At 71.8% G+C, this 18,648-nt stretch carries 19 protein-coding genes; 10 read left to right on the top strand and 9 right to left on the bottom strand.

The window, feature by feature from the left end:
- The first annotated feature begins 18 nt into the window (after nucleotides 1-18).
- Together DFJ69_RS04195 and DFJ69_RS04190 are read left to right on the top strand one after the other, a co-directional pair.
- Nucleotides 19-381 (top strand): hypothetical protein, encoded by a 363-nt coding sequence (locus tag DFJ69_RS04195; protein ID WP_147312196.1) that lies wholly within the window; start codon nucleotides 19-21, stop codon nucleotides 379-381.
- Between the two features lie 90 nt (nucleotides 382-471).
- Nucleotides 472-1,641 carry a cytochrome P450 gene (locus DFJ69_RS04190; RefSeq protein WP_245973996.1) on the top strand — a complete coding sequence of 390 codons (1,170 nt, stop codon included), beginning with the start codon at nucleotides 472-474 and terminating at the stop codon, nucleotides 1,639-1,641.
- 21 nt (nucleotides 1,642-1,662) lie between these two features.
- Here the strand turns inward: DFJ69_RS04190 and DFJ69_RS04185 are convergent, their stop codons facing one another.
- From DFJ69_RS04185 to DFJ69_RS04170, 4 genes are all read right to left on the bottom strand, one after another.
- The gene (locus DFJ69_RS04185) at nucleotides 1,663-2,475 is read right to left on the bottom strand and encodes an SAM-dependent methyltransferase (protein ID WP_116021260.1); all 813 of its coding nucleotides are present in this window, start codon (nucleotides 2,473-2,475) and stop codon (nucleotides 1,663-1,665) included.
- Nucleotides 2,476-2,579: 104 nt separating this feature from the next.
- On the bottom strand, nucleotides 2,580-3,146 hold the full coding sequence (locus tag DFJ69_RS04180; protein WP_116021259.1) for a thioredoxin family protein: 567 nt from the start codon (nucleotides 3,144-3,146) through the stop codon (nucleotides 2,580-2,582).
- 24 nt (nucleotides 3,147-3,170) lie between these two features.
- The gene (locus DFJ69_RS04175) at nucleotides 3,171-4,400 is read right to left on the bottom strand and encodes a lipase family protein (RefSeq protein WP_245973995.1); all 1,230 of its coding nucleotides are present in this window, start codon (nucleotides 4,398-4,400) and stop codon (nucleotides 3,171-3,173) included.
- Between the two features lie 117 nt (nucleotides 4,401-4,517).
- Nucleotides 4,518-5,279, bottom strand: a complete 762-nt coding sequence (locus tag DFJ69_RS04170) for an ATP-binding protein (RefSeq protein WP_147312195.1) — start codon at nucleotides 5,277-5,279, stop codon at nucleotides 4,518-4,520.
- A 180-nt stretch (nucleotides 5,280-5,459) separates the two neighbouring features.
- On the opposite strand from DFJ69_RS04170, the gene DFJ69_RS04165 reads away from it, so the two are divergent.
- From DFJ69_RS04165 to DFJ69_RS04145, 5 genes are all read left to right on the top strand, one after another.
- Entirely contained in the window at nucleotides 5,460-6,311 is an 852-nt protein-coding gene (locus DFJ69_RS04165; RefSeq protein ID WP_116021257.1) for a helix-turn-helix domain-containing protein, read from the top strand.
- A gap of 5 nt (nucleotides 6,312-6,316) precedes the next feature.
- Nucleotides 6,317-6,529 (top strand): DUF397 domain-containing protein, encoded by a 213-nt coding sequence (locus DFJ69_RS04160; RefSeq protein WP_116021256.1) that lies wholly within the window; start codon nucleotides 6,317-6,319, stop codon nucleotides 6,527-6,529.
- A gap of 32 nt (nucleotides 6,530-6,561) precedes the next feature.
- Nucleotides 6,562-6,777, top strand: coding sequence for a DUF397 domain-containing protein (locus DFJ69_RS04155; RefSeq protein ID WP_245973993.1), 216 nt, complete (start codon nucleotides 6,562-6,564; stop codon nucleotides 6,775-6,777).
- Nucleotides 6,778-7,015: 238 nt separating this feature from the next.
- Entirely contained in the window at nucleotides 7,016-8,056 is a 1,041-nt protein-coding gene (locus DFJ69_RS04150; RefSeq protein WP_147312194.1) for a ChaN family lipoprotein, read from the top strand.
- Between the two features lie 129 nt (nucleotides 8,057-8,185).
- Nucleotides 8,186-8,788 (top strand): Uma2 family endonuclease, encoded by a 603-nt coding sequence (locus DFJ69_RS04145; protein ID WP_116021254.1) that lies wholly within the window; start codon nucleotides 8,186-8,188, stop codon nucleotides 8,786-8,788.
- 3 nt (nucleotides 8,789-8,791) lie between these two features.
- Here the strand turns inward: DFJ69_RS04145 and DFJ69_RS04140 are convergent, their stop codons facing one another.
- The 3 genes from DFJ69_RS04140 to DFJ69_RS04130 all read right to left on the bottom strand — a co-directional run bounded on the left by DFJ69_RS04140 (nucleotide 8,792) and on the right by DFJ69_RS04130 (nucleotide 13,412).
- Nucleotides 8,792-9,652: a metallophosphoesterase family protein gene (locus tag DFJ69_RS04140; protein WP_116021253.1), complete on the bottom strand. Its 861-nt coding sequence runs from the start codon at nucleotides 9,650-9,652 to the stop codon at nucleotides 8,792-8,794.
- Between the two features lie 176 nt (nucleotides 9,653-9,828).
- Nucleotides 9,829-10,644 carry an SAM-dependent methyltransferase gene (locus DFJ69_RS04135; protein ID WP_211328503.1) on the bottom strand — a complete coding sequence of 272 codons (816 nt, stop codon included), beginning with the start codon at nucleotides 10,642-10,644 and terminating at the stop codon, nucleotides 9,829-9,831.
- A gap of 272 nt (nucleotides 10,645-10,916) precedes the next feature.
- Complete coding sequence (locus DFJ69_RS04130) at nucleotides 10,917-13,412, bottom strand: DNA gyrase/topoisomerase IV subunit A (RefSeq protein ID WP_116021252.1); 2,496 nt, start codon at nucleotides 13,410-13,412, stop codon at nucleotides 10,917-10,919.
- Between the two features lie 127 nt (nucleotides 13,413-13,539).
- Between DFJ69_RS04130 and DFJ69_RS04125 the strand changes: the two genes are divergently transcribed.
- Together DFJ69_RS04125 and DFJ69_RS04120 are read left to right on the top strand one after the other, a co-directional pair.
- A complete protein-coding gene (locus DFJ69_RS04125; protein WP_116021251.1) occupies nucleotides 13,540-14,706 on the top strand; it encodes a lactate 2-monooxygenase in 1,167 nt (388 codons plus the stop codon).
- A gap of 75 nt (nucleotides 14,707-14,781) precedes the next feature.
- Nucleotides 14,782-15,429 (top strand): ATP-binding cassette domain-containing protein, encoded by a 648-nt coding sequence (locus DFJ69_RS04120; protein ID WP_116021250.1) that lies wholly within the window; start codon nucleotides 14,782-14,784, stop codon nucleotides 15,427-15,429.
- Between the two features lie 10 nt (nucleotides 15,430-15,439).
- On the opposite strand, the gene DFJ69_RS04115 is transcribed toward DFJ69_RS04120, so the two are convergent.
- The gene (locus DFJ69_RS04115) at nucleotides 15,440-15,895 is read right to left on the bottom strand and encodes a nuclear transport factor 2 family protein (protein ID WP_116021249.1); all 456 of its coding nucleotides are present in this window, start codon (nucleotides 15,893-15,895) and stop codon (nucleotides 15,440-15,442) included.
- Between the two features lie 109 nt (nucleotides 15,896-16,004).
- Between DFJ69_RS04115 and DFJ69_RS04110 the strand changes: the two genes are divergently transcribed.
- A complete protein-coding gene (locus tag DFJ69_RS04110; protein ID WP_116021248.1) occupies nucleotides 16,005-16,958 on the top strand; it encodes a GlxA family transcriptional regulator in 954 nt (317 codons plus the stop codon).
- Here the strand turns inward: DFJ69_RS04110 and DFJ69_RS04105 are convergent.
- On the bottom strand, nucleotides 16,872-18,506 hold the full coding sequence (locus DFJ69_RS04105) for an FAD-binding oxidoreductase (protein ID WP_116021247.1): 1,635 nt from the start codon (nucleotides 18,504-18,506) through the stop codon (nucleotides 16,872-16,874). The two genes, DFJ69_RS04110 and DFJ69_RS04105, sit on opposite strands and share 87 nt — an antisense overlap.
- Nucleotides 18,507-18,648: the final 142 nt, after the last annotated feature.

Below are 18,648 nucleotides of genomic sequence, written 5' to 3'. Positions count from 1 at the left end.
CGACGGGGAGGGCGCTGCGTGCCGAGGAAAGAGATGATCGCGGACTGCCTGCGGAGATACGCCCGATGGCGGATCGGGCTGGTCGAGGAGGGGGACTGCGGGCGCAACGCCCGGTCCGCGGTCGCGCTGATCAACGCCGCGGACTACGTGACCACGCTCGACGAGCACGCGGGGGTGATGGTCCGGATGGCGGTCGCGGGCTGCTTCAAGGGCGACCGCTTCGAGCCGGGGGCGGAGGGCGAGCGCATCATCCGGGGCTGGCACTACGCCACCGGTCCGGCGGGGCCCGACCAGTTGCTGGAGTCGCTGGCGACGGCCGCCGAGCGCGGCGCGGCGTCGCCGCGGCGGCGCACGGCCGGGCCGCAGACGGCCGGCCTCTAGCGATCACCCGTTCGGGGGTGGTCGGGGCGGGGGAGACGAGGGATGCTCGTGGCATTCGGGTGATCCGCCGAGCGGGAGGCCCTCGTGGGTGTGAGCTTCAGCCTGTACGACCACGCGATCCACGCCGATCCCTATCCGGTGTACGAGCGGATGCGGGAGGAGGCGCCCGTCTACCGCAACGACGCGGAGGACTTCTGGGCGCTGACCCGGCACGCCGACGTCGCCGAGGCGCTGCGGGATCACGCCCGCTTCTCCAGCGCCAACGGCGTCCTCCTGGAACCGGCCCTGTGGGGCCCTGAGGCGCACCGGTTCGGCTCGTTCCTGGCGATGGACCCGCCACGGCACACCCGCCTGCGCGGCCTCGTGTCCCGCGGTTTCACGCCGCGGCGGGTGGCCGAGCTGGAGGAGCGCATCCGGGTGATCGCCCGGCGGCATCTGGAGCCGGCGCTGGAGGGCGGCTCGTTCGATCTGGTCGCCGACTACGCGGCGCGGCTGCCGATGGACGTGATCTCCGAACTGGCCGGCGTCCCGGAGGGGGACCGGGCGGAGCTGCGCCGGCTGGCCGACCTCATCGTGCATCGGGAGGAGGGTGTCCGCGACCTGCCCGCCGCCGGGATCGAGGCGATGTTCACGCTGGCCGGGTACTTCGCCGATCTCATCGCCGAGCGGCGGGACCGGCGGCGCGACGACCTGGCCTCGGCGCTGCTCGGGGTGGCCGACGGCGACGCGCGGCTGACCGAGGAGGAGATCCTCGGCGTGCTGTTCCTGCTGGTGGCGGCGGGCAACGAGACGACCGCCAACCTGATCGGGAACGCCTGGCACTGCGCCTGGCGGCACCTCGACCGGCCGGCGGCGGCGTTCGCCCGGATCGAGGACTGGATCGAGGAGACGCTCCGGCTGGAGCCCGCCTCCCAGGGCATCGCCCGGACGGCGGTGGACGGCTTCACCCTGCACGGCGTGGCCGTCCCGCCGGAGGCGCGGGTGCTGCTGCTGATCGGCTCCGCGAACCGCGACCCCCGCGTGTTCCCCGATCCGGACCGTCTCGACCTCGACCGGGACACCTCGGCCAAGGTCGCGTTCGGCGTCGGACGGCACTACTGTCTGGGCGCCGGTCTGGCCCGGCTGGAGGCGCGGGTGGCCCTGGAGGAGCTGGCCGCCCACGTCACCGGCTTCGAGGTGGACGAGGCCGCCGCGCGGCGGGTCCACTCGCCGAACGTGCGGGGCTTCGCCAGCCTGCCCACCACGGTCACCCTGCGCTGACGCGAACCCCTGGCGGGGCCGTCAGCCCTGCGGGGTCCTGCCGACGGCGCCGAGGAAGTGGGTGACGGAGGGGTCGGCCATCGCGTCGTCGGGGGTGGGGCGCCATTGGGAGATCCACACGACGCCGGGGTCGAGGATCTCCCAGCCCCCGAAGAACCGGGCGACCTGCTCGGGGTCGCGGGAGTGGATCGACGAGGTCGAGCGACGGTAGACGCTCTGGGCCCGCTCCGACGCGCCCCCGTCCATGCCGCCCTCGTATCCGTGGGAGATCACCAGATGGCTCCCGGCGGGGAGGGTGTCGAGCAGCCGGGCGACCATCGTGAACGGGTCCTCGTCGTCCCCGATGAAGTGCAGGATCGCCACCAGCAGGACCGCGACGGGCTCCCGGAAGTCGATCAGCCGGCGCAGCCGCTCGTCGGCGAGGATCTCCTCCGGCCGCCGCAGGTCGCCCTGGACGACGGCGACACCCTCGTCCTCGACCATCAGCGCCCGCGCGTGCGCGAGCACGATCGGGTCGTTGTCGACGTAGGCCACGCGGGCGTCCGGGTTCACGCCGCGCGCGACCTCGTGGACGTTGCCCTGCGTGGGCAGCCCGGCCCCGACGTCGACGAACTGGCGCACACCGGCCTCACCCGCCAGGAACCGCACGGCCCTGGTCAGGAACGCCCGGTTGGCGCGGGCGGACGCGGGGGCCTCGGGCACCGACTTCATGATCTGTTCGGCGGCGGCCCGGTCGGTGGCGTAGTTGTCCTTGCCGCCCAAGAAGTAGTCGTAGATGCGTGCGATGTTGGGCGTGGTGACGTCCACGCCCACCGGTGCCTGCTCGTCTGCCACGGCAGTCCCTCGTTCGCGGATGGCGCCCCCGCGGGGCCGGTGGCGATGATCTTATGCCGCCGGGCCCGCGGGCGCACGAGGCCCTGTCCGTCGGGCCGGAAGGGTCAGACGGGGTCGTTGCCCGCCTTCCACTTGATGCCGCAACCGAGGCTCGGCGTGTGCGGCTCGGGCACGGGGTCCCCGGCCAGCACCCGGTCGATCGCGGCCCGCAGGCTCGCCCCGTCGGACGGCACGTCGTTGCGCGGCCGGGCGGCGTCGAACTCGCCCCGGTAGGCGAGCCGCCGTTCGCCGTCGTACAGGAAGAAGTCGGGGGTGCAGGCCGCCCGGTACGCCTTCGCGACCTCCTGCGACTCGTCCACCAGGTAGGGGAAGGTGAACCCGGCCCGGTCGGCCTGCTCGCGCAGGAACTCGGGGCCGTCGTCGGGGTAGTTGACGACGTCGTTGCTGCAGATCGCGACGGTGGCGAGGTCCTTCGGGTCGTACCCGGCGAGGACCGACCCCAGCGCGGACTCGATGCGCTTGACGTACGGACAGTGGTTGGAAAGGAAGATCACCAGCAGCGCGGGCGGCCCGGCGAGATCGCCCAGCGCGACCGTGCCGCCCGCGACGGACGGCAGCGTGAAGTCGGGCGCGGGCGTCCCGAGGGGCACCATGAACGAAGCGATGGCCATGCCGCCATCCTCCCAGAGCCCCGCTCAGCGGAAGAGGCGGGCCACGAAGGGCGTGGTGTCCGGCAGGGAGGCGGCCATCGTGGCGCTGTGGTCGGAGCCCGGGTACACCCGGTAGACGTGCCGCACCCCGTGGGCCGTGAGGTCGCCGACGAGCTTCCACGACAGCGGGAGGGGGACGTCGGTGTCCCGGGTGCCCTGCGCGATGAACAACGGCCGGTCGTACCCCTTCACCGGGACGTCGGTGACGTCCTTGGCCGTGGACCGGAAGGCGGGGTCGAGCAGCGTCCGGCTCAGCAGATCGGCGATGCTCAGCCCCGCCATCCGCCTGGTCTGGTCGGCGTAGCAGAGGGTCTCGGCGTCGCGCACCGCCGCCCGCCCCTCGGCGGTCAGGTACCGGTCGACGTCGAAGCCCGGCCGCGCGGCCTTGAGCCCCGCCAGCAGGTAGGTGGTGTACGTCGCCGCGAACGGGATCCTCGGCAGGTACGGCCCCGCCAACGAGAACACGGCGGCCAGGTTGGACGGCGCCCCGGTGGCCACCGCCCCACGAAAGTCCAGGTCCGGGGCGTACCGGGTCGCCAGCGAGGCGGTGACGAGGGCCGCGTGCCCGCCCTGCGACTGCCCGATGGCGACCCATCGCCGGCTCAGCGAACGATCGACGCGGCGGGCGGCGCGGACCATGTCGGTCACGTTCCGCCCGGCCGTCCGCCCGTCGAGGTAGGGGTGGACGCCGGGTCCGCCGAGGCCCGAGTAGTCGGTCGACACGACGGCGTACCCCTGCGACATCCAGTGCGCCAGGTAGGTGAGGTCCCGCTGCGACCGCCCGGCGGACGAGGGCGCGCAGGAGTCGCCGAGGCCGACCGTCCCGTGCGCCCACGAGACCACGGGGCGATCCTCGCGCGCGCCCTTCGGGATGAAGATCGCGCCGGTCGTCGGCAGGAGCCTCCCGGACGGGCCGGGGGACAGGTAGGTGACCCGATAGGCCCGACCCGTACCCGGGATCCACAGCGCCGGGGGCAGGGGCGTGGCGCTGAGCACCGTCCCGGCGCTCTGAGGGGCCGCCGCCGCGTGCGCGACGGTGCCGCCACCTACCAGGGCGAACGCGGCGACGACGGCGACGGTGGTCGCGCGCGGTGTGGTGGCGCCGCTCATACGGGGGGACGCGGCGACGGCGACGGTGGTCGCGTGGGGCGCGGTGGCGTCGTTCGTGGGGTTGGTGGTGATGGCGGTCGCGTGGGGCGGGGTGGCGTCGCCCATGCGGGGGACGTGGTGGTGGCGGCGACGGTGGTCGCGCGACGGGACGGCATGCGGCCTCCGCGACGGTGAGACGATCAGCCCCAGGGAAGATGATCGTAACCGGGGGCGGCCGGTGCGTCACCGGCGGGGAAGCCGCAGGCCGAGGAGTTCGGTACGGCGGACGATGTGCTCGCACACGTCGTACAGGTCGGTCAGGGGCCGCTGGACGCGTGTGCCGTCATGTTCTAGGTAGGCGAGGGCTCTCGGCTCCATCGTGACGTTGACGCCGCAGGGGGCCGACACGAGGGAGACGCCCTTGGCGTGCGTCGTGATGACCCCTTGCACCCCGCGCCGGGCCAACGTCGCGGTGAGTCGTGCCGCCGAATGCGCGGGGGCCGCCAGGCGGGCCGTTCCCGGCCACGGATCGGGGAGCGGGAGCGTGAACCACACCGTCTTGCCCGGGAGCGGCCGGTTGTTCAGCATCGAACGGGACGGGTGGCTGCCCCAGCCCGCGCTGACCTCCGCCACCAGGCCCAGTCCCCGGCCTCGTTCCGCCAGCGCGTCCGCGCCCTTGGTGGCGGGTACGCGCTCGCGGCACGCGTCGAACACCGTCACCACCAGCTCCCGCCGAGGGTACGAGCGCGCCCACATCCACAGCTCGGGCGGGACCATCGTGCCGAGCGGACCCCGGTAGAGGACGGGTCGCGCGTGCTGGAACACGTTGGTGGCCAGCTCACTCACCGCGAGCCGCCCGTTCTCGACCTCCGCGCGGGGGAACGCGAGGGCCCGCAGGGCATCGACCAGCAGTTGGCGGGCGCGTGCGGCGATGCTCGCGTCGCCGGGCAGCGCCCACACGCATGCGCCGCCCATCGGGATCTCGCAGGGACGAGCACTGATCACGACGATTCTCCTCAGGTCCGGCGGAACGCACCCGATCTCGGTGATTCACCGACACGACCCGGGTGCGGAGGGTTACCATCATCGTCGTGCCGCACCTTCGAATTCACAACCCCAACCTTGGAATCAGTCCAACATGAGGTTGTACATCCAGTTCCCGGCAACTCTCACGAGGTCGACGCCATGACCGAGCAGCGCCCCCGTCCGACCGTCCGTCGCCGCAGGCTCTCCCGCGAACTGCGCGCCCTCCGCGAAAGCGCCGGCATGGTCGCCGACCAGGTCAGTCGTGAACTCGAATGGAGCAAGGGCAAGCTCTCCCGCATCGAGAACAACGACTGGCGCCGCCCGAGCGTCCAGGACATCAAGGCCCTGCTCGAGGTCTACGGCGTCACCGACCCCGAACGCCGCGAGACCCTCCTCCAGCTCACCCGCGACTCCCGCGAACGCGGCTGGTGGGCGGGCTACCAGGACATCTTCCAGAACCCCACGTACACGGGGTTCGAGCAAGAGGCGTCACGGGTCCTGAGCTACGAACAGTCCACGATCCCTGGCCTTCTTCAGACACCGGCATACGCGGAGGCGCTCATCAGTGCCAGAGGCTTGTGGGATTCTGCCGAGGTCGCTCGCCGGGTTGAGTTGCGCATGGAACGGCAGCGAGTGTTGGAGCACGCTGACCCGCTGCACCTGTGGGTCGTCATTGACGAAGCTGCAGTGCTGCGTCCCTTCGGCTCCGAGACTGATCGGTGCGAACAGTTGCAAAGACTTGTCGACGCTCAGGAGACGGCACACGTCAACGTTCAGGTGTTGATGCTCAGCGCCGGTCTCCACCCGGCGATGTCTGGATCTTTTGTGATCCTCGAGTTCGCAGAGGACCCCAGCCTCGTCTATCTGGAGTCCGGGCGGCATGAGCTCTACCTGGACGACCCGGACGACGTGAACCGTCATGCACTCTCGTTCCGGCACCTCAACGCGATGGCTCTGTCACCGGCAGATACGAATGACTATCTCCGGCGCAGGATGCGGGAACTACAGTAGGAGCCATGAATCCCTCATCTGTGTTGAACGGCGCTCGATGGCGCAAGAGCACACGAAGCCAGGCGGAGACGCAGAACTGCGTGGAACTGGCACGGGTCGGCGGGGTGATCGGCGTTCGGGACTCCAAGGATCCCGACGGACCGCATCTGGCGTTCTCTCTCAAGGATGTACGCGCCTTCATCGGAGGCGTGCGTGCCGCCGACCAGCCCGACGCCTAGTCAGGTACGCCCCGCCGACGTACGTTGACGCCATGAGGCATCCCAACATGTTCAAAGACGTGCCGTGGCGCAGGAGTTCCTACAGCCAAGGGCTGGACCAGAACTGTGTGGAGCTCGCCAACGTCAAGGGAGTGATCGGCGTGCGGGACTCCAAGGACCCGGGCGGGCCGCATCTGGTGTTCTCCGCCGAAGACATCCGCCTTCTCACCGTCGACCTTCGGGGTGACGGCGCGAATCCGGCGCCCTGAAGCAGATCGTCCAGGTCCCCTATGAGCTTGAGCAGGAGGACGACGGCACCTGGGGTGCGCACGCCTCCTTCCCCAGTGGGGGCGCGCACGGCGTCGGGGACACCCCGGATGAGGCCGTTGCCGATCTGTACGAGGCCGTGAGTCTCGTCATCGAGGAGTTCGGCATCGGCGTGAGGTAACAGCGGTGTGACGGTGGTCGTTCCGGGCCTGTTATCGCGTCGTGCGTACAACGGACGGCATGACAGAGCGGAAGTTGACACGTCGCACGATGATGGCCGCCACCGGGGTCGGTGCCGTCGGAGCCGCCGCGCTCGCGGGCGTACCGGGGGCGAGTGCGAGCGCGGCGCGGAGGGGGCACGGGCTCGCGGACGCCGTCGTCGCGGCGTTCCGGCGGCATCGGGTGGTGGCCATCGGCGAGGTTCACGGGCAGCAGGAGCATCACGACGCGTTGCAGACGCTGCTGCTCGATCCCCGGCTGCCCGAGGTGGTCGACGACATCGTGGTGGAGTTCGGCAACGCGCTCTACCAGCCGACCATGGATCGGTTCACGGACGGGGCGGCCGTCGAGGACCCTGACCTGCGCCTCGTGTGGCGCAACACCACGCAATCGCCCGTGGCCACCCTGGACGCGCCCATGTACGAGCAGTTCTTCCGCACCGTCCGAGCGGCCAACTGGGCGCTTCCGGAGAACGAGCGGATGCGGGTGCTGCTCGGTGACCCGCCGATCGACTGGGCCCGGGTGACCACGAAAGAGGACGTGCGCGCCTTCGACGACCGGGACGGGCACATGGCGTCGGTCCTCAAAAGGGAGGTGCTCGACAAGGGACGCCGGGCCCTGGTCTGTTACGGCAGCAGACACGTCATGCACGCGCCGCCCGGAGCGGAAGGGGGCGGCGGGATCCCGCTGATCGAGCAGCAGACGGGGCAGCGCGCGTACGTCATCCTGTCCGGCGGTCACCCGCGCCTCGCGTCGCACCCCCGGCGGGCGGTCATCCCCGCCCAGGGCACCTGGCTGGAGACGGCCGACTCCAGCGAGTTCCACTACCTGCCCGGCGATTGCGGCATCGCGTTCGGCGCGATCGCCGACGCGCTGCTCTACTTGGGGCCGCGGAACGAACAGACCCAGTCGCTCTGGAACCCCGCCCTCTACCTCGATCCGGCCTACTGGGCGGAGCTTCGGCGTCGCAAGGCGATCACGGGCGCCCCCGTCGACCTGCGGCGTCAGTACCGGCACCAGCACTCGGTGGTCTGGCCGACGCCGCCGCCCGGGGAGTGCTGACCACACCCGTCCACGGGGTCGCGCCCCCGGCGATAGCGGGATTCGCCCCACGCGTCACCGTTCCCCTGGATACGCTCCGTGCGCAAGCCAATACGGGCTGATGACGGGAGAACAGGGGATGGTGGAGACATGGTCCTGGCGGTGGCCTGGGAACCGGCTCGCGGAACGGACGGGGACGGCGAATCCCCCACGCTCCAGGAGGTCTACGCGTCGCTCGACATCCCCGGTCACCGGGTGGAGCTGCTCGAAGGGCGCATCGTCGTGAGCCCCGCGCCGATCCGGCTGCACAACCGCATCGTGACCTGGCTGACGCTGGCGCTCGCCGAGCTCGCCGGTGACCGGAGCTGGGACCTGCTGGCCCGCGGCGTGGTGGAGCTGCCCGCGACGGACGAACGGGTCGAGCCGGACCTGCTGGTCAGCCGGGTGGACGAGTCCTCGGACGGCGAGTGGACGATCCCCGCGGCGCAGGTCCGGCTGGCGGTCGAGGTGGTCTCGCCGTTCAGCCGACGGGACGACTACGAGGTCAAGACGCCGAGCTTCGCGCGCAGCGGGATCCCGCTCTACCTGATGATCGACCCCCGGGAGGCGCTGGTCACGCTGCTGTCCGCGCCCAGCCCGAAGGGTTACCTGCGGGCGGAGTCGGTGCCGTTCGGCGGCAAGGTGGAGCTGCCGGAGCCGTTCGCGATCGTGCTCGACACGGCGACGATGCCGGGCCTGCCCAGGGACGTGTGACCGTCAGCGGGCGGTGAGCAGCCCGCCGAGGTCGAGGTCGTCGGCGAGCCACGGGTCGTCGACGTACTCGAAGTCGAGGGTCTCGGTGTCGAGCAGGCCGATGCTCCCCGGCGCGATGCGCGGCGGAGGGGCCTCCTGCCCGGAGTCTCCGCCGCGCCACGGGGGCACGAGCTGCGCGAGGGCGTAGGAGACCGTCGGCCCGTACCTTCGCGGCCCGTTCTCGTGGTGATAGTGGCCGCCGACGTGCAGACGCGGCCGAAGCCGCTCGATGAGCGCGGACAGCTTCGGTGACCCCTGGACGACCCCGCGATACTCGTTCATGCCGTACGGGCCATCGTGCGTGATCAGGACGTCGACGCCGCCGGGCTCGATGTCGAGCAGCCGGGCGTACGCGTCCGGGTCGAGGTCCATGCGGCCCGGCAGTTCGATCAACCCGAGGAAGGCCGTCCTGAGCCCGGCGACCTCGATGACGTTCCCGCAGGCCACATGGCGGAAGACGCCCAGCGGGTCGACCGAGGTCACGACGGGGGAGTCCGCCGCCCGGTGCAGCGCCTCCAGCCACTCGTGGTCCTCGTGGTTGCCGCTGAGGAACACGAACGGGGGCACTTCTTCAAGCGCGGCCCGTACGGCGTCGGCCAGCGGCGGCGAGGGATCGAGCAGCCGGAAGAAGTCATGCTGCGCCGGGTTCTCCACGGCGAAGCGGCGACTGGACCCGTCCCATCGCTCGGCCGACGGGTACGCGCCCAGGTCCCCCACCTGCACGAGGGCGTCGAGCCGGACGCCGCGATGTCGCTGCAGCCGGATCGCCGCCGCGAGCGCGTGCAGGGCGCAGCCATGGACGTCACCGAAGAACGCGACCTTCATCCGCTGCCTTTCGTTGAGGGATCTTCGACGACCTCATCCTCGGGCCATGGGCGAGGCGCCCCGGTCGTCTGACCGCATCAGGCCACGAGACGCAGGGGCGGCGTGGCGGGCTGGACACGGTAGGGCGACGTGCCGAAGGAGTCGCCCGGGGAGTCCCTGACACGGCGGCCCGGGCGTCAGGGTTTGCGGCCGACTCCGGCGTAGCCGGAGACCTCGGCGGGCTCGCCCCAGGGCACGGCCTCGGGGCGCCAGCGCGACATCGAGACCAGGCCCGGGTCCAGCAGGTCCAGGCCCTCGAAGAAGCCCATCACCTCGTGGTGGGTGCGCGGTGTGAGCTGGTCGGCGGCGCGGTCGTTGTACTCGCGCTGGGCTTCGGCGTTGGCCTTCGCCGTCTCGGGTCCGCCGAAGTCGAAGGTGGAGTGGGTGAGCGCGAGGTGGCTGCCGGAGGGCACCGCGTCCAGCAGTCGCCGCACGATGCCGCGGATCTCGTCGTAGTCGGGGACGAAGTGCAGGATCCCCAGCAGCATGATCCCGACCGGCCGGCTCAGGTCGATCGTCCGGGCGGCCTCGGCGAGGATGTGGTCGGGGCTGCGCAGGTCGGCGTCGATGTAGTCGCACGCGCCCTCCGGCCTGCTCGCCAGCAGGGCCCTCGCGTGGACGAGGACGAGCGGGTCGTTGTCGACGTAGACGATCCGTGCGGCGGGGTTCACCCGCTGGGCGACCTCGTGGGTGTTGTCCATCGTGGGCAGCCCGGTGCCGATGTCCAGGAACTGGTCGATCCCCGCCTCACCGGCCAGGTGCCGCACCGCCCGGCCCAGGAACGCGCGGTCGGTGCGGGCGATGTCGATGATCTCGGGGAACGACCGCTGATACTGCTCGCCGGCCGCGCGGTCGACGTCATAGAAGTCCTTGCCGCCCAAGAAGTAGTTCCACACCCGGGCCGAATGCGGCACGGTGGTGTTGATCGCGGGCTCGGGTGGGGCATCGGCCACGGCGCGACTCCTCGTCTGCGGGCATGGACGTCACCGGCGGCGGAAGGGCCGGGACGCCTGGAATTCGTTGGTCCGGCTTGTGATGTTACGCCGCTTACGTCCCGGTGCCCCGTGAACGGCGAACACCGCGACCCGCCGGTCGTCGAGTGCCCAGGGGGACGGTGCTCCTGGGCCGGGAGCACCGGGACCCGCCTCGCCGATCGGCGACATGTCGTTCCCCGGGCCGGCCCGCCGGTGCTCCCCGGGTGGGAAGCACCGGAGCCGGGGCGGGGTCAGCCCTCCGACGGGTCGGCGTCGGGCACGGAAGGGGATGTGACCGGGCCGATGGGGCCGCCGATGGCGGAGAGGCGGGTGGGGAGGCGTTCGCCGGAGCCGTCGCGGCGGCCGGGTTCGGCGGTGATCTCGAGGGGGCGGCCGTTGGCGGCGGTGGCGCGGAGGGGGACGGGGCCCGCCCACGCCTGGAGGAGGGTGTCCTCGCCCTTGAGGAAGCGGTGCGAGCGGACGCCGCCGGTGGCACGGCCCTTGGCCGGGAAGTCGGCGTAATCGGCGATCTTGATGGCCCCGGTCTGGGTGCCGGGAAGGGCCGACGAGGAGCCGGAGACGGTGACGACGCGGGACTCCCGGCCGGGGTCGACGACGCCGAACCAGACCACGCGGGCCCCGGCCGTCAGCTTGATGCCCGCCATGCCCCCGGCGGCCCGGCCCTGCGGGCGGACGTTGGCGGCGGTGTAGCGGAGCATCTGGGCGTCGGTGGTGATGAACACCAGGTCGTGATCCTCGGAGGTCAGCTCGACGGCGCCGATCACGCGGTCGCCGTCCTTCAACGTGATGACCTCGAACTCGTCGCGGCTCGGATAGTCGGGGACCACGCGCTTGACCACGCCCTGCTCGGTGCCGAGCGTCAGACCCGGCCCCTCGCCGGTCAGCGCGCCCAGGCCCACGACGGTCTCGCCCTCCGCCAGGCTGGCGTACTCGTCGACCGGGGCGCCGCCCGCCAGCGACGGGGGCCCGGCCGTGGGCGGCAGGGTGGGCAGGTCCAGCACCTCCACCCGGATCATGCGGCCGGCGGAGGTGACCACCCCGACCTCGCCGCGCGCGGTGGCGCGGACCACCGAGACCAGCACGTCGTGCTGGGCGCGCGCGCCCTCGGCGGGCAGCGGGTCGGCGGTGGAGGTGCGCGCCATCAGGCCGGTGGACGACAGCAGCACGTGGCACGGGTCGTCGGCGACCTCGAGCGGCACCGCGGTGGCGGCGGTCTGGCCAGACGCCTCCAGCAGCACGGTGCGGCGCGGGGTGGTGAACTCCTTGGCGACCTCGCCCAGCTCCTTGGAGACCACGCCGCGCAGCTTGCGCTCGGACTCCAGGATCGCGGTCAGCCGGGCGATCTCCTTGGCGAGCTGCTCCTTCTCCTTCTCCAGCTCCAGACGGTCGAAGCGGGTGAGGCGGCGCAGCGGGGTGTCCAGGATGTACTGGGCCTGGATCTCCGACAGCTCGAAGACCTCCATCAGCCGCTGCTTGGCCTGGGCGGAGTCGTCGCTCTCCCGGATGACCCGGATGACCTCGTCGATGTTGAGCAGGGCGATCAGCAGGCCGTCGACCAGGTGCAGCCGGTCCTCGCGCTTCCTGCGGCGGAACGCGCTGCGGCGGCGGACCACCTCGATGCGGTGGTCGACGTACACCTGGAGCAGGTCGCGCAGGCCCAGCGTGCGCGGCCGGCCGTCGACCAGCGCCACGTTGTTGATGCCGAACGTCTCCTCCATGGGCGTGAGCCGGTACAGCTCGGTGAGGACGCCCTCGGGGTTGAAGCCGTTCTTGACCTCGATGACCAGCCGAAGGCCCACCGTGCGGTCGGTGAGGTCCTTCAGATCGGCGATCCCGGCCAGCTTCTTGGCGTTGACCAGGTCCTTGATCTTGGCGACGACGCGCTCGGGGCCCACGCCGTACGGCAGCTCGGTGACCACGAGGCCCTTGCGGCGGGGTGTGACGTTCTCGATCTGGACGGTGGCGCGGGTGCGGAAGATGCCCCGGCCGGTGGCGTACGCGTCGCGGATGCCGTCGAGCCCCACGATCCGGCCGCCGGTCGGCAGGTCGGGACCCGGCACGAAGTGCATCAGGTCCTCGAGGGTGGCGTCGGGGTTGTCGATCAGGTGCCGGGCGGCGGCGATCACCTCGCCGAGGTTGTGCGGGGCCATGTTGGTGGCCATCCCGACGGCGATGCCGGAGGCGCCGTTGACCAGCAGGTTCGGGAAGGCGGCCGGGAGCACCTCGGGCTCGCGCTCCTGGCCGTCGTAGTTGGGCCGGAAGTCGACGGTGTCCTCTTCGATGGAGCCGACCAGCAGCATCGCCTCGCGAGAGATCCGGGCCTCGGTGTACCGCATGGCGGCGGGCATGTCGTCGCCGCCGAGGGAGCCGAAGTTGCCGTGGCCGTCGATGAGCGGCATCCGCATGGCCCACGGCTGCGCCATCCGCACCATCGCGTCGTAGATGGCGCTGTCGCCGTGCGGGTGCAGCTTGCCCATCACCTCACCGACGACGCGGGCGCACTTGACGTGGCCCCGGTCCGGCCGCAGCCCCATCTCGTTCATCGAGTAGAGGATCCGGCGCTGGACGGGCTTGAGCCCGTCGCGGGCGTCGGGCAGCGCCCGGCTGTAGATGACCGAGTACGCGTACTCGAGGAAACTGCCCCGCATCTCCTCGGAGACGTCGACGTCGACGATGTTCTCTTCGAAGTCCGGCGGGGGAGGGGCTGGGGATCCGCGTCGTGCCATGCCCACATTGTTGCCGGTCCCGGGGACAGATTAGGCCGGACCGTGCGGCGTGCCGTGATCGGAACGGGCATGGGACATTGAGGCGTCGTCCGCGGACCGGCCGACGGACCTGCAGATGGAGGTTGCGATGGGCTCGCTCGCCGATTTCCAGAACGAGATCTACCTGAACGGGCTCGGCGACGTCCGGCCCGGTCTGCCCACCGATCCGGCCGGGTTGGAGGAGGCGGCGCGGCTGCGGCTGCCGCCCGAGGCGTTCGGGTACGTGGCGGGCTCGGCGGGCGCGGAGGCCACCGCGGCGGCCAACCTCGCGGCCTTCCGAGGTTGGCGCATCATGCCGCGCATGCTCCGGGACGTGTCCCGGCGGGACATGGCGGTGGAGGTGCTGGGCACCCGGATGCCCGCCCCGGTGCTGCTCGCCCCCATCGGAGTGCTGTCCATCGTGCACCCGGACGCCGAGTCCGGCGTGGCCCGGGCCGCCGCGGACCTGGGCGTGCCCATCGTCCTCAGCACGGCCGCCTCCCAGAGCATCGAGGACGTGGCCGAGGCGAGCGGCGACGGCGCGCCCCGCTGGTACCAGCTCTACTGGCCCAAGGATCGGGAGCTTGCCGCCAGCTTCATGGGCCGGGCCAAGGCGGCGGGGTACACGGCGCTGGTCGTCACCCTCGACACGTTCGCGCTGGGATGGCGGCCCCGCGACCTGGACGTCGCCTACCTGCCGTTCCTGCGCGGCGTCGGGGTCGCCAATTACTTCACCGCCCCGGTGTTCCAGAAGGCCGTGGGCGGCCCGGTCACCAACGACAACGTGCAGATGGCGCTCCTGCATTGGGCCGCCAACTTCGGCGACCCGTCGTTGACTTGGGACGACCTCGCGTTCCTGCGCGAGCACTGGGATGGGCCCATCGTCCTCAAGGGCATCCAGCACCCCGACGACGCGCGTCGTGCCGTGGACGCCGGAATGGACGGGGTCGTCGTGTCCAACCACGGCGGTCGTCAGGTGGACGGCGCGGTGGCCTCCCTCGACGCGCTCCCCGGAGTGGTGGACGCCATCGGGGGTCAGGCCACGGTCCTGTTCGACAGCGGCGTCCGCACCGGCGCGGACGCCGTCAAGGCGCTCGCCCTGGGCGCGCAGGCCGTTTTCCTGGCCCGCCCCTACGCGTACGGGCTCGGGCTCGCAGGCGAGGCGGGCGTCAGGCACGTGCTGCGCTGCTTCATGGCGGAGCTGGAGGTCACCATGATGCTCGCCGGTCACGCGCGCCCCGCGGATCTCTCCCCTGAGGTGCTCGTACGGGTCTGACACTGACATTTGTAACGGAACGTTCCTGACGCGCGTGACTGCACGGCGGGGCCCCCGGCGGCGAGCATGGACGTCATGAGCAGGAATGTGATCGAGGTACGCGATCTGACCGCCGGGCGCGGGGGTGCCGACGCCGTACGCGGGGCTTCGTTCACCGTCCCGCGCGGCACCGTGTACGCGCTCCTCGGCCGCTACGGCTCGGGCAAGACGACGCTGTTGGAGACGGTCGCGGGTGACCGGCGCCCTCTTGCGGGGACGGTGCGGGTGGCGGGCATCGACCCCTACGCGCGAGGCGGGGCGGGCGGCGTGTGGCGCGAGGGCGGCCTCTTCCCCGGGCTGACCGTGGCCGAGGTCGTCGAGACCTGGCGGCGCTGGACGCTGGACCCGCTGGGGGCGGACGAGGTGCTGGACCGGGTGGGCCTGTCCGGGCTGTCCGGCACGCCGTTCGAACGGCTCGGGCCTGGGGCCCGGCGGCGGCTCGACCTGGCGCTGGCCCTGATGGGGCGCTCGGACGTGCTGTTCCTGGACGAGCCCACCACGGGGCTCACCGGCGGCGACGCCCGCCAGGTCCGCACCACCGTGCGGGAGCTGGCCCACGGGGGGACGACCGTGCTGTTGGCGACGTGCGACCCGCAGGAGGCGCGCGGCGCGGACCGCGTCGGTGTCCTGGACGCGGGGCGTCTCATCACCGGAGACGACTCGGTCCGCCTGCGCGCCGCCTAGGAGGCGCGCGTCACCGCAGGGGGAACGGCCGGCCGTGCTCGGCGGCGGGCCTGGGGCCGTGGATGCGGCGGTCCGCCTCGGCGATGGCGACGTCGTTGATGCTCGCCTCGCGCCGCCGCATGAGGCCCTCCGCGTCGAACTCCCAGAGTTCGTTGCCGTGGCTGCGCCACCAGCGGCCGGAGGCGTCGCGCCACTCGTACTGGAAGCGCACGGCGATCCGGTCGTCGCCGTGGGCCCACAGCTCCTTGCGGAGGGCGTAGTCCAGCTCGCGTTCCCATTTGTCGGTCAGGAAGGCCACGATCTCGTCCCGGCCGGTGATGAACACATCGCGGTTCCGCCAGGTCGAGTCGGGGGTGTAGGCGAGCGCCACCCGCTGCGGGTCGCGGGTGTTCCAGGCGTCCTCGGCGGCCTGCACCTTGGCGCGGGCGTCCTCCGCGCTGAACGGCGGGACGGGGGGACGGGTCATGGCGGGCCTCCGTGGTGATCGGTCTCCCCTGATCATGGATGCGCCGCCGGCCCGGCCGCCATGTCCATCCGGACATGCACCCCTCGGATATGGACATAGGCTGACCGTCATGGACATCGTGATCGTCGCCTACGACGGCGTACGGCTGATGGACGTGACCGCCCCGCTGGAGGTGTTCAGCACGGCGTCGCGGCTGGGCGGCTCGTACCGGCTGACCCTGTGCTCGCCCGGTGGGGGAGCGGTGACCACCTCGGCGGGCACCCGTCTGCTCACGGACGCGGCCCTCGCGGATGTGAGGGCCGCCCACACCGTCGTGGTGCCCGGTTCCCCCGACCTGCCCGTCCGGCCGGTGCCGGGGCTGGTGGAGGGGGTCACCGCGCTCGCGGACGTCTCCCGGCGGGTCGCCTCCGTGTGCACCGGGGCGTTCGCGCTGGCCGAGGCGGGTCTGCTGGACGGCAGGCGGGCCACCACCCACTGGCGGCACGCCGAGGCCCTCGCCCGCCGCCATCCGGCCGTCGCCGTCGAGCCCGACGCGATCTACGTCCGCGACGGTCGTCTGATGACCTCCGCCGGGGTGACCGCGGGCATCGACCTGGCGCTGGCCATGGTCGAGCAGGACGAGGGCCCCGGCCTGGCCCGCGAGGTGGCCCGGGACCTCGTGGTCTTCCTGCAGCGCCCGGGAGGCCAGTCGCAGTTCTCGGTGGCCTCCCGGACGCCCCGGCCCCGGCACGACGTGCTGCGCGCCGTGCTCGACGGGATCGCCGCCGACCCCGCCGCCGACCACTCCCTGCCCGCCATGGCGGGCAGGGCCGGGGTGAGCGTCCGGCACCTGACGCGGCTGTTCCGCGATGGCGTCGACACCACCCCGGCCGCTCACGTGGAGGCGCTCCGGGTGGAGGCGGCACAGGCGCTCCTGGAGTCCGGGGAGACCGTCACCGGGGCGGCCCGGCGCTCCGGGCTCGGGTCCGACGAGTCGCTACGCCGGGCCTTCCTCAGGCATCTGGGCGTGACCCCCTCCGCCTATCGGGCCCGGTTCCGCAGCACCGTCGCCGGAGTGCCGTAGGGGCTCGACCGACTGGCGGTGGTGGAAGATGTTCAGCGGATCCCAGCGGTCCTTGACCTGGCGCAGCACGGCGTAGTCCTCGCCGTAGTAGAGCGCGGGCCAGGGCACGTCCGAGGTGTTCCACTCGGGGTCGCCGAGGTCGACGTCCGGGTAGCCGATGTAGCAGCCGTCGGTGACCGGGCTCCCGGGCTGTTCGGCCAGGGGCAGGGGCACCCCGCCCGTGCGCCGGTACATGTTGCGGTAGAGGGTGCGGATCCACCGGAGATGACCCTCGCCGCTCTCGGCGATGGGCCAGTACACCTGATGCTGCAGCTTGAGGATCGACGAACGCTGTCGTGCCGCGGTCTGCCCCGGGCGCAGACGGTTGATCGCGCCGCCGTAGGAGTCGATCTGGACGACGGCGTCGCGGCGGGCTCCCGCGGCGTCCTCGGCCAGCCCGGCCCACAGCGCGTCGATCTGGTCGTCGGGCAGCGGCTCGACCATGTACGCCGACTTGTGCTTGCCCGCCCGCAGATTGTCGACCGGGCCGAACAGCTTCTCCACGGTGTCCCAGGGCAGCATGATCGGGGCGTGCAGGCCGGTGAACGCCGGGTACTCGCCGTACGCCTCCGACAGCGCGTGCCGATCGACGCCGACACCCTCGTTCATCGCGTTGAGGAAGTCGGTCAGCAGTTTCTCCGCGTCCGGCACGCCGGCGTCGATCTGGACGATGAGGCCGATCTTGTCCTGGCTGCTGTGGGTGAGTTGGAGGATGGCGAACAGCGGATCGTAGGGCCCCGGCCCGCGATGCTCCGCGAAGAACCGGCCGAAATTGCGGACGATGCGCCGGAACCGCTCCTTGTCGATCGTGCTCCATTTCCATCCGCTGGCGGTGAAGAGCACCTTCTCGGGCGCCTGCGGAAGGTCGCGGAACCAGAACTTGGTGACGATGCCGAAATTCCCGCCGCCGCCTCCGGTGTGCGCCCACCACAGCCGGCGCAGGTCGCGGTCGCGGCTGTCGCGGGTGGCGGTCACCAGCCGCACCCGGCGGTCCGCGCCGACGACGGCGACCTCGACCCCGTACAGGTAGTCGACGGTCAGGCCGTGCTGGCGGGACAGCAGCCCGAAGCCGCCGACGGGGATGTGCCCGCCGATCCCGACCGAGGGGCAGGAGCCGCCCGGCAGCACGCGACCGGTCTTGAGGAACAGCTTGCGCCGCAGGTCGCCGTTGGTCACCCCGGCGTCGACGCAGACCGCGTCCAGGGCCGGGTCGTACTGCACCCGGTCCATCAGCGACATGTCGATGATCACCCGGACGTCGTCGGCGCAGACGAAGTCCTCATAGCAGTGGCCGCCGGAGCGGACCGTGATGCGCCGCCGCGCGGGGTCGGCCACCGGCTCGTTGACGGCCTCCTCCAGGGCGTGCCTGACCTGCGAGCCGTCGCTCACCAGCCGGATGTAGTCGGGTCGCGCCCGCCAGCGGGGATTGAACCCGCGACTGAGCGCCGCGAATCGCCGATCGCCCTCGGTGACCTTGATCCCGCCCGCGTCGGCGACCGCCCCGGTCATGGCCCCTCACCGTACCTTTCCCGCCCATTCCGTCATTCGGACAGGGTGACATTAGCAAACAACAGGCGGCTTTCTGTGAGTCGTCCCATGAAATTGTTCGGCGCGCATAATGGAAATGTCGGCGCATGGTGGTCGAATTCGG

Origin of the sequence: Thermomonospora umbrina, assembly GCF_003386555.1 — a bacterium.
GTDB classification, from domain to species: Bacteria; Actinomycetota; Actinomycetes; order Streptosporangiales; family Streptosporangiaceae; genus Thermomonospora; species Thermomonospora umbrina.
This window is presented reverse-complemented; position numbering and strand designations above follow the sequence as displayed.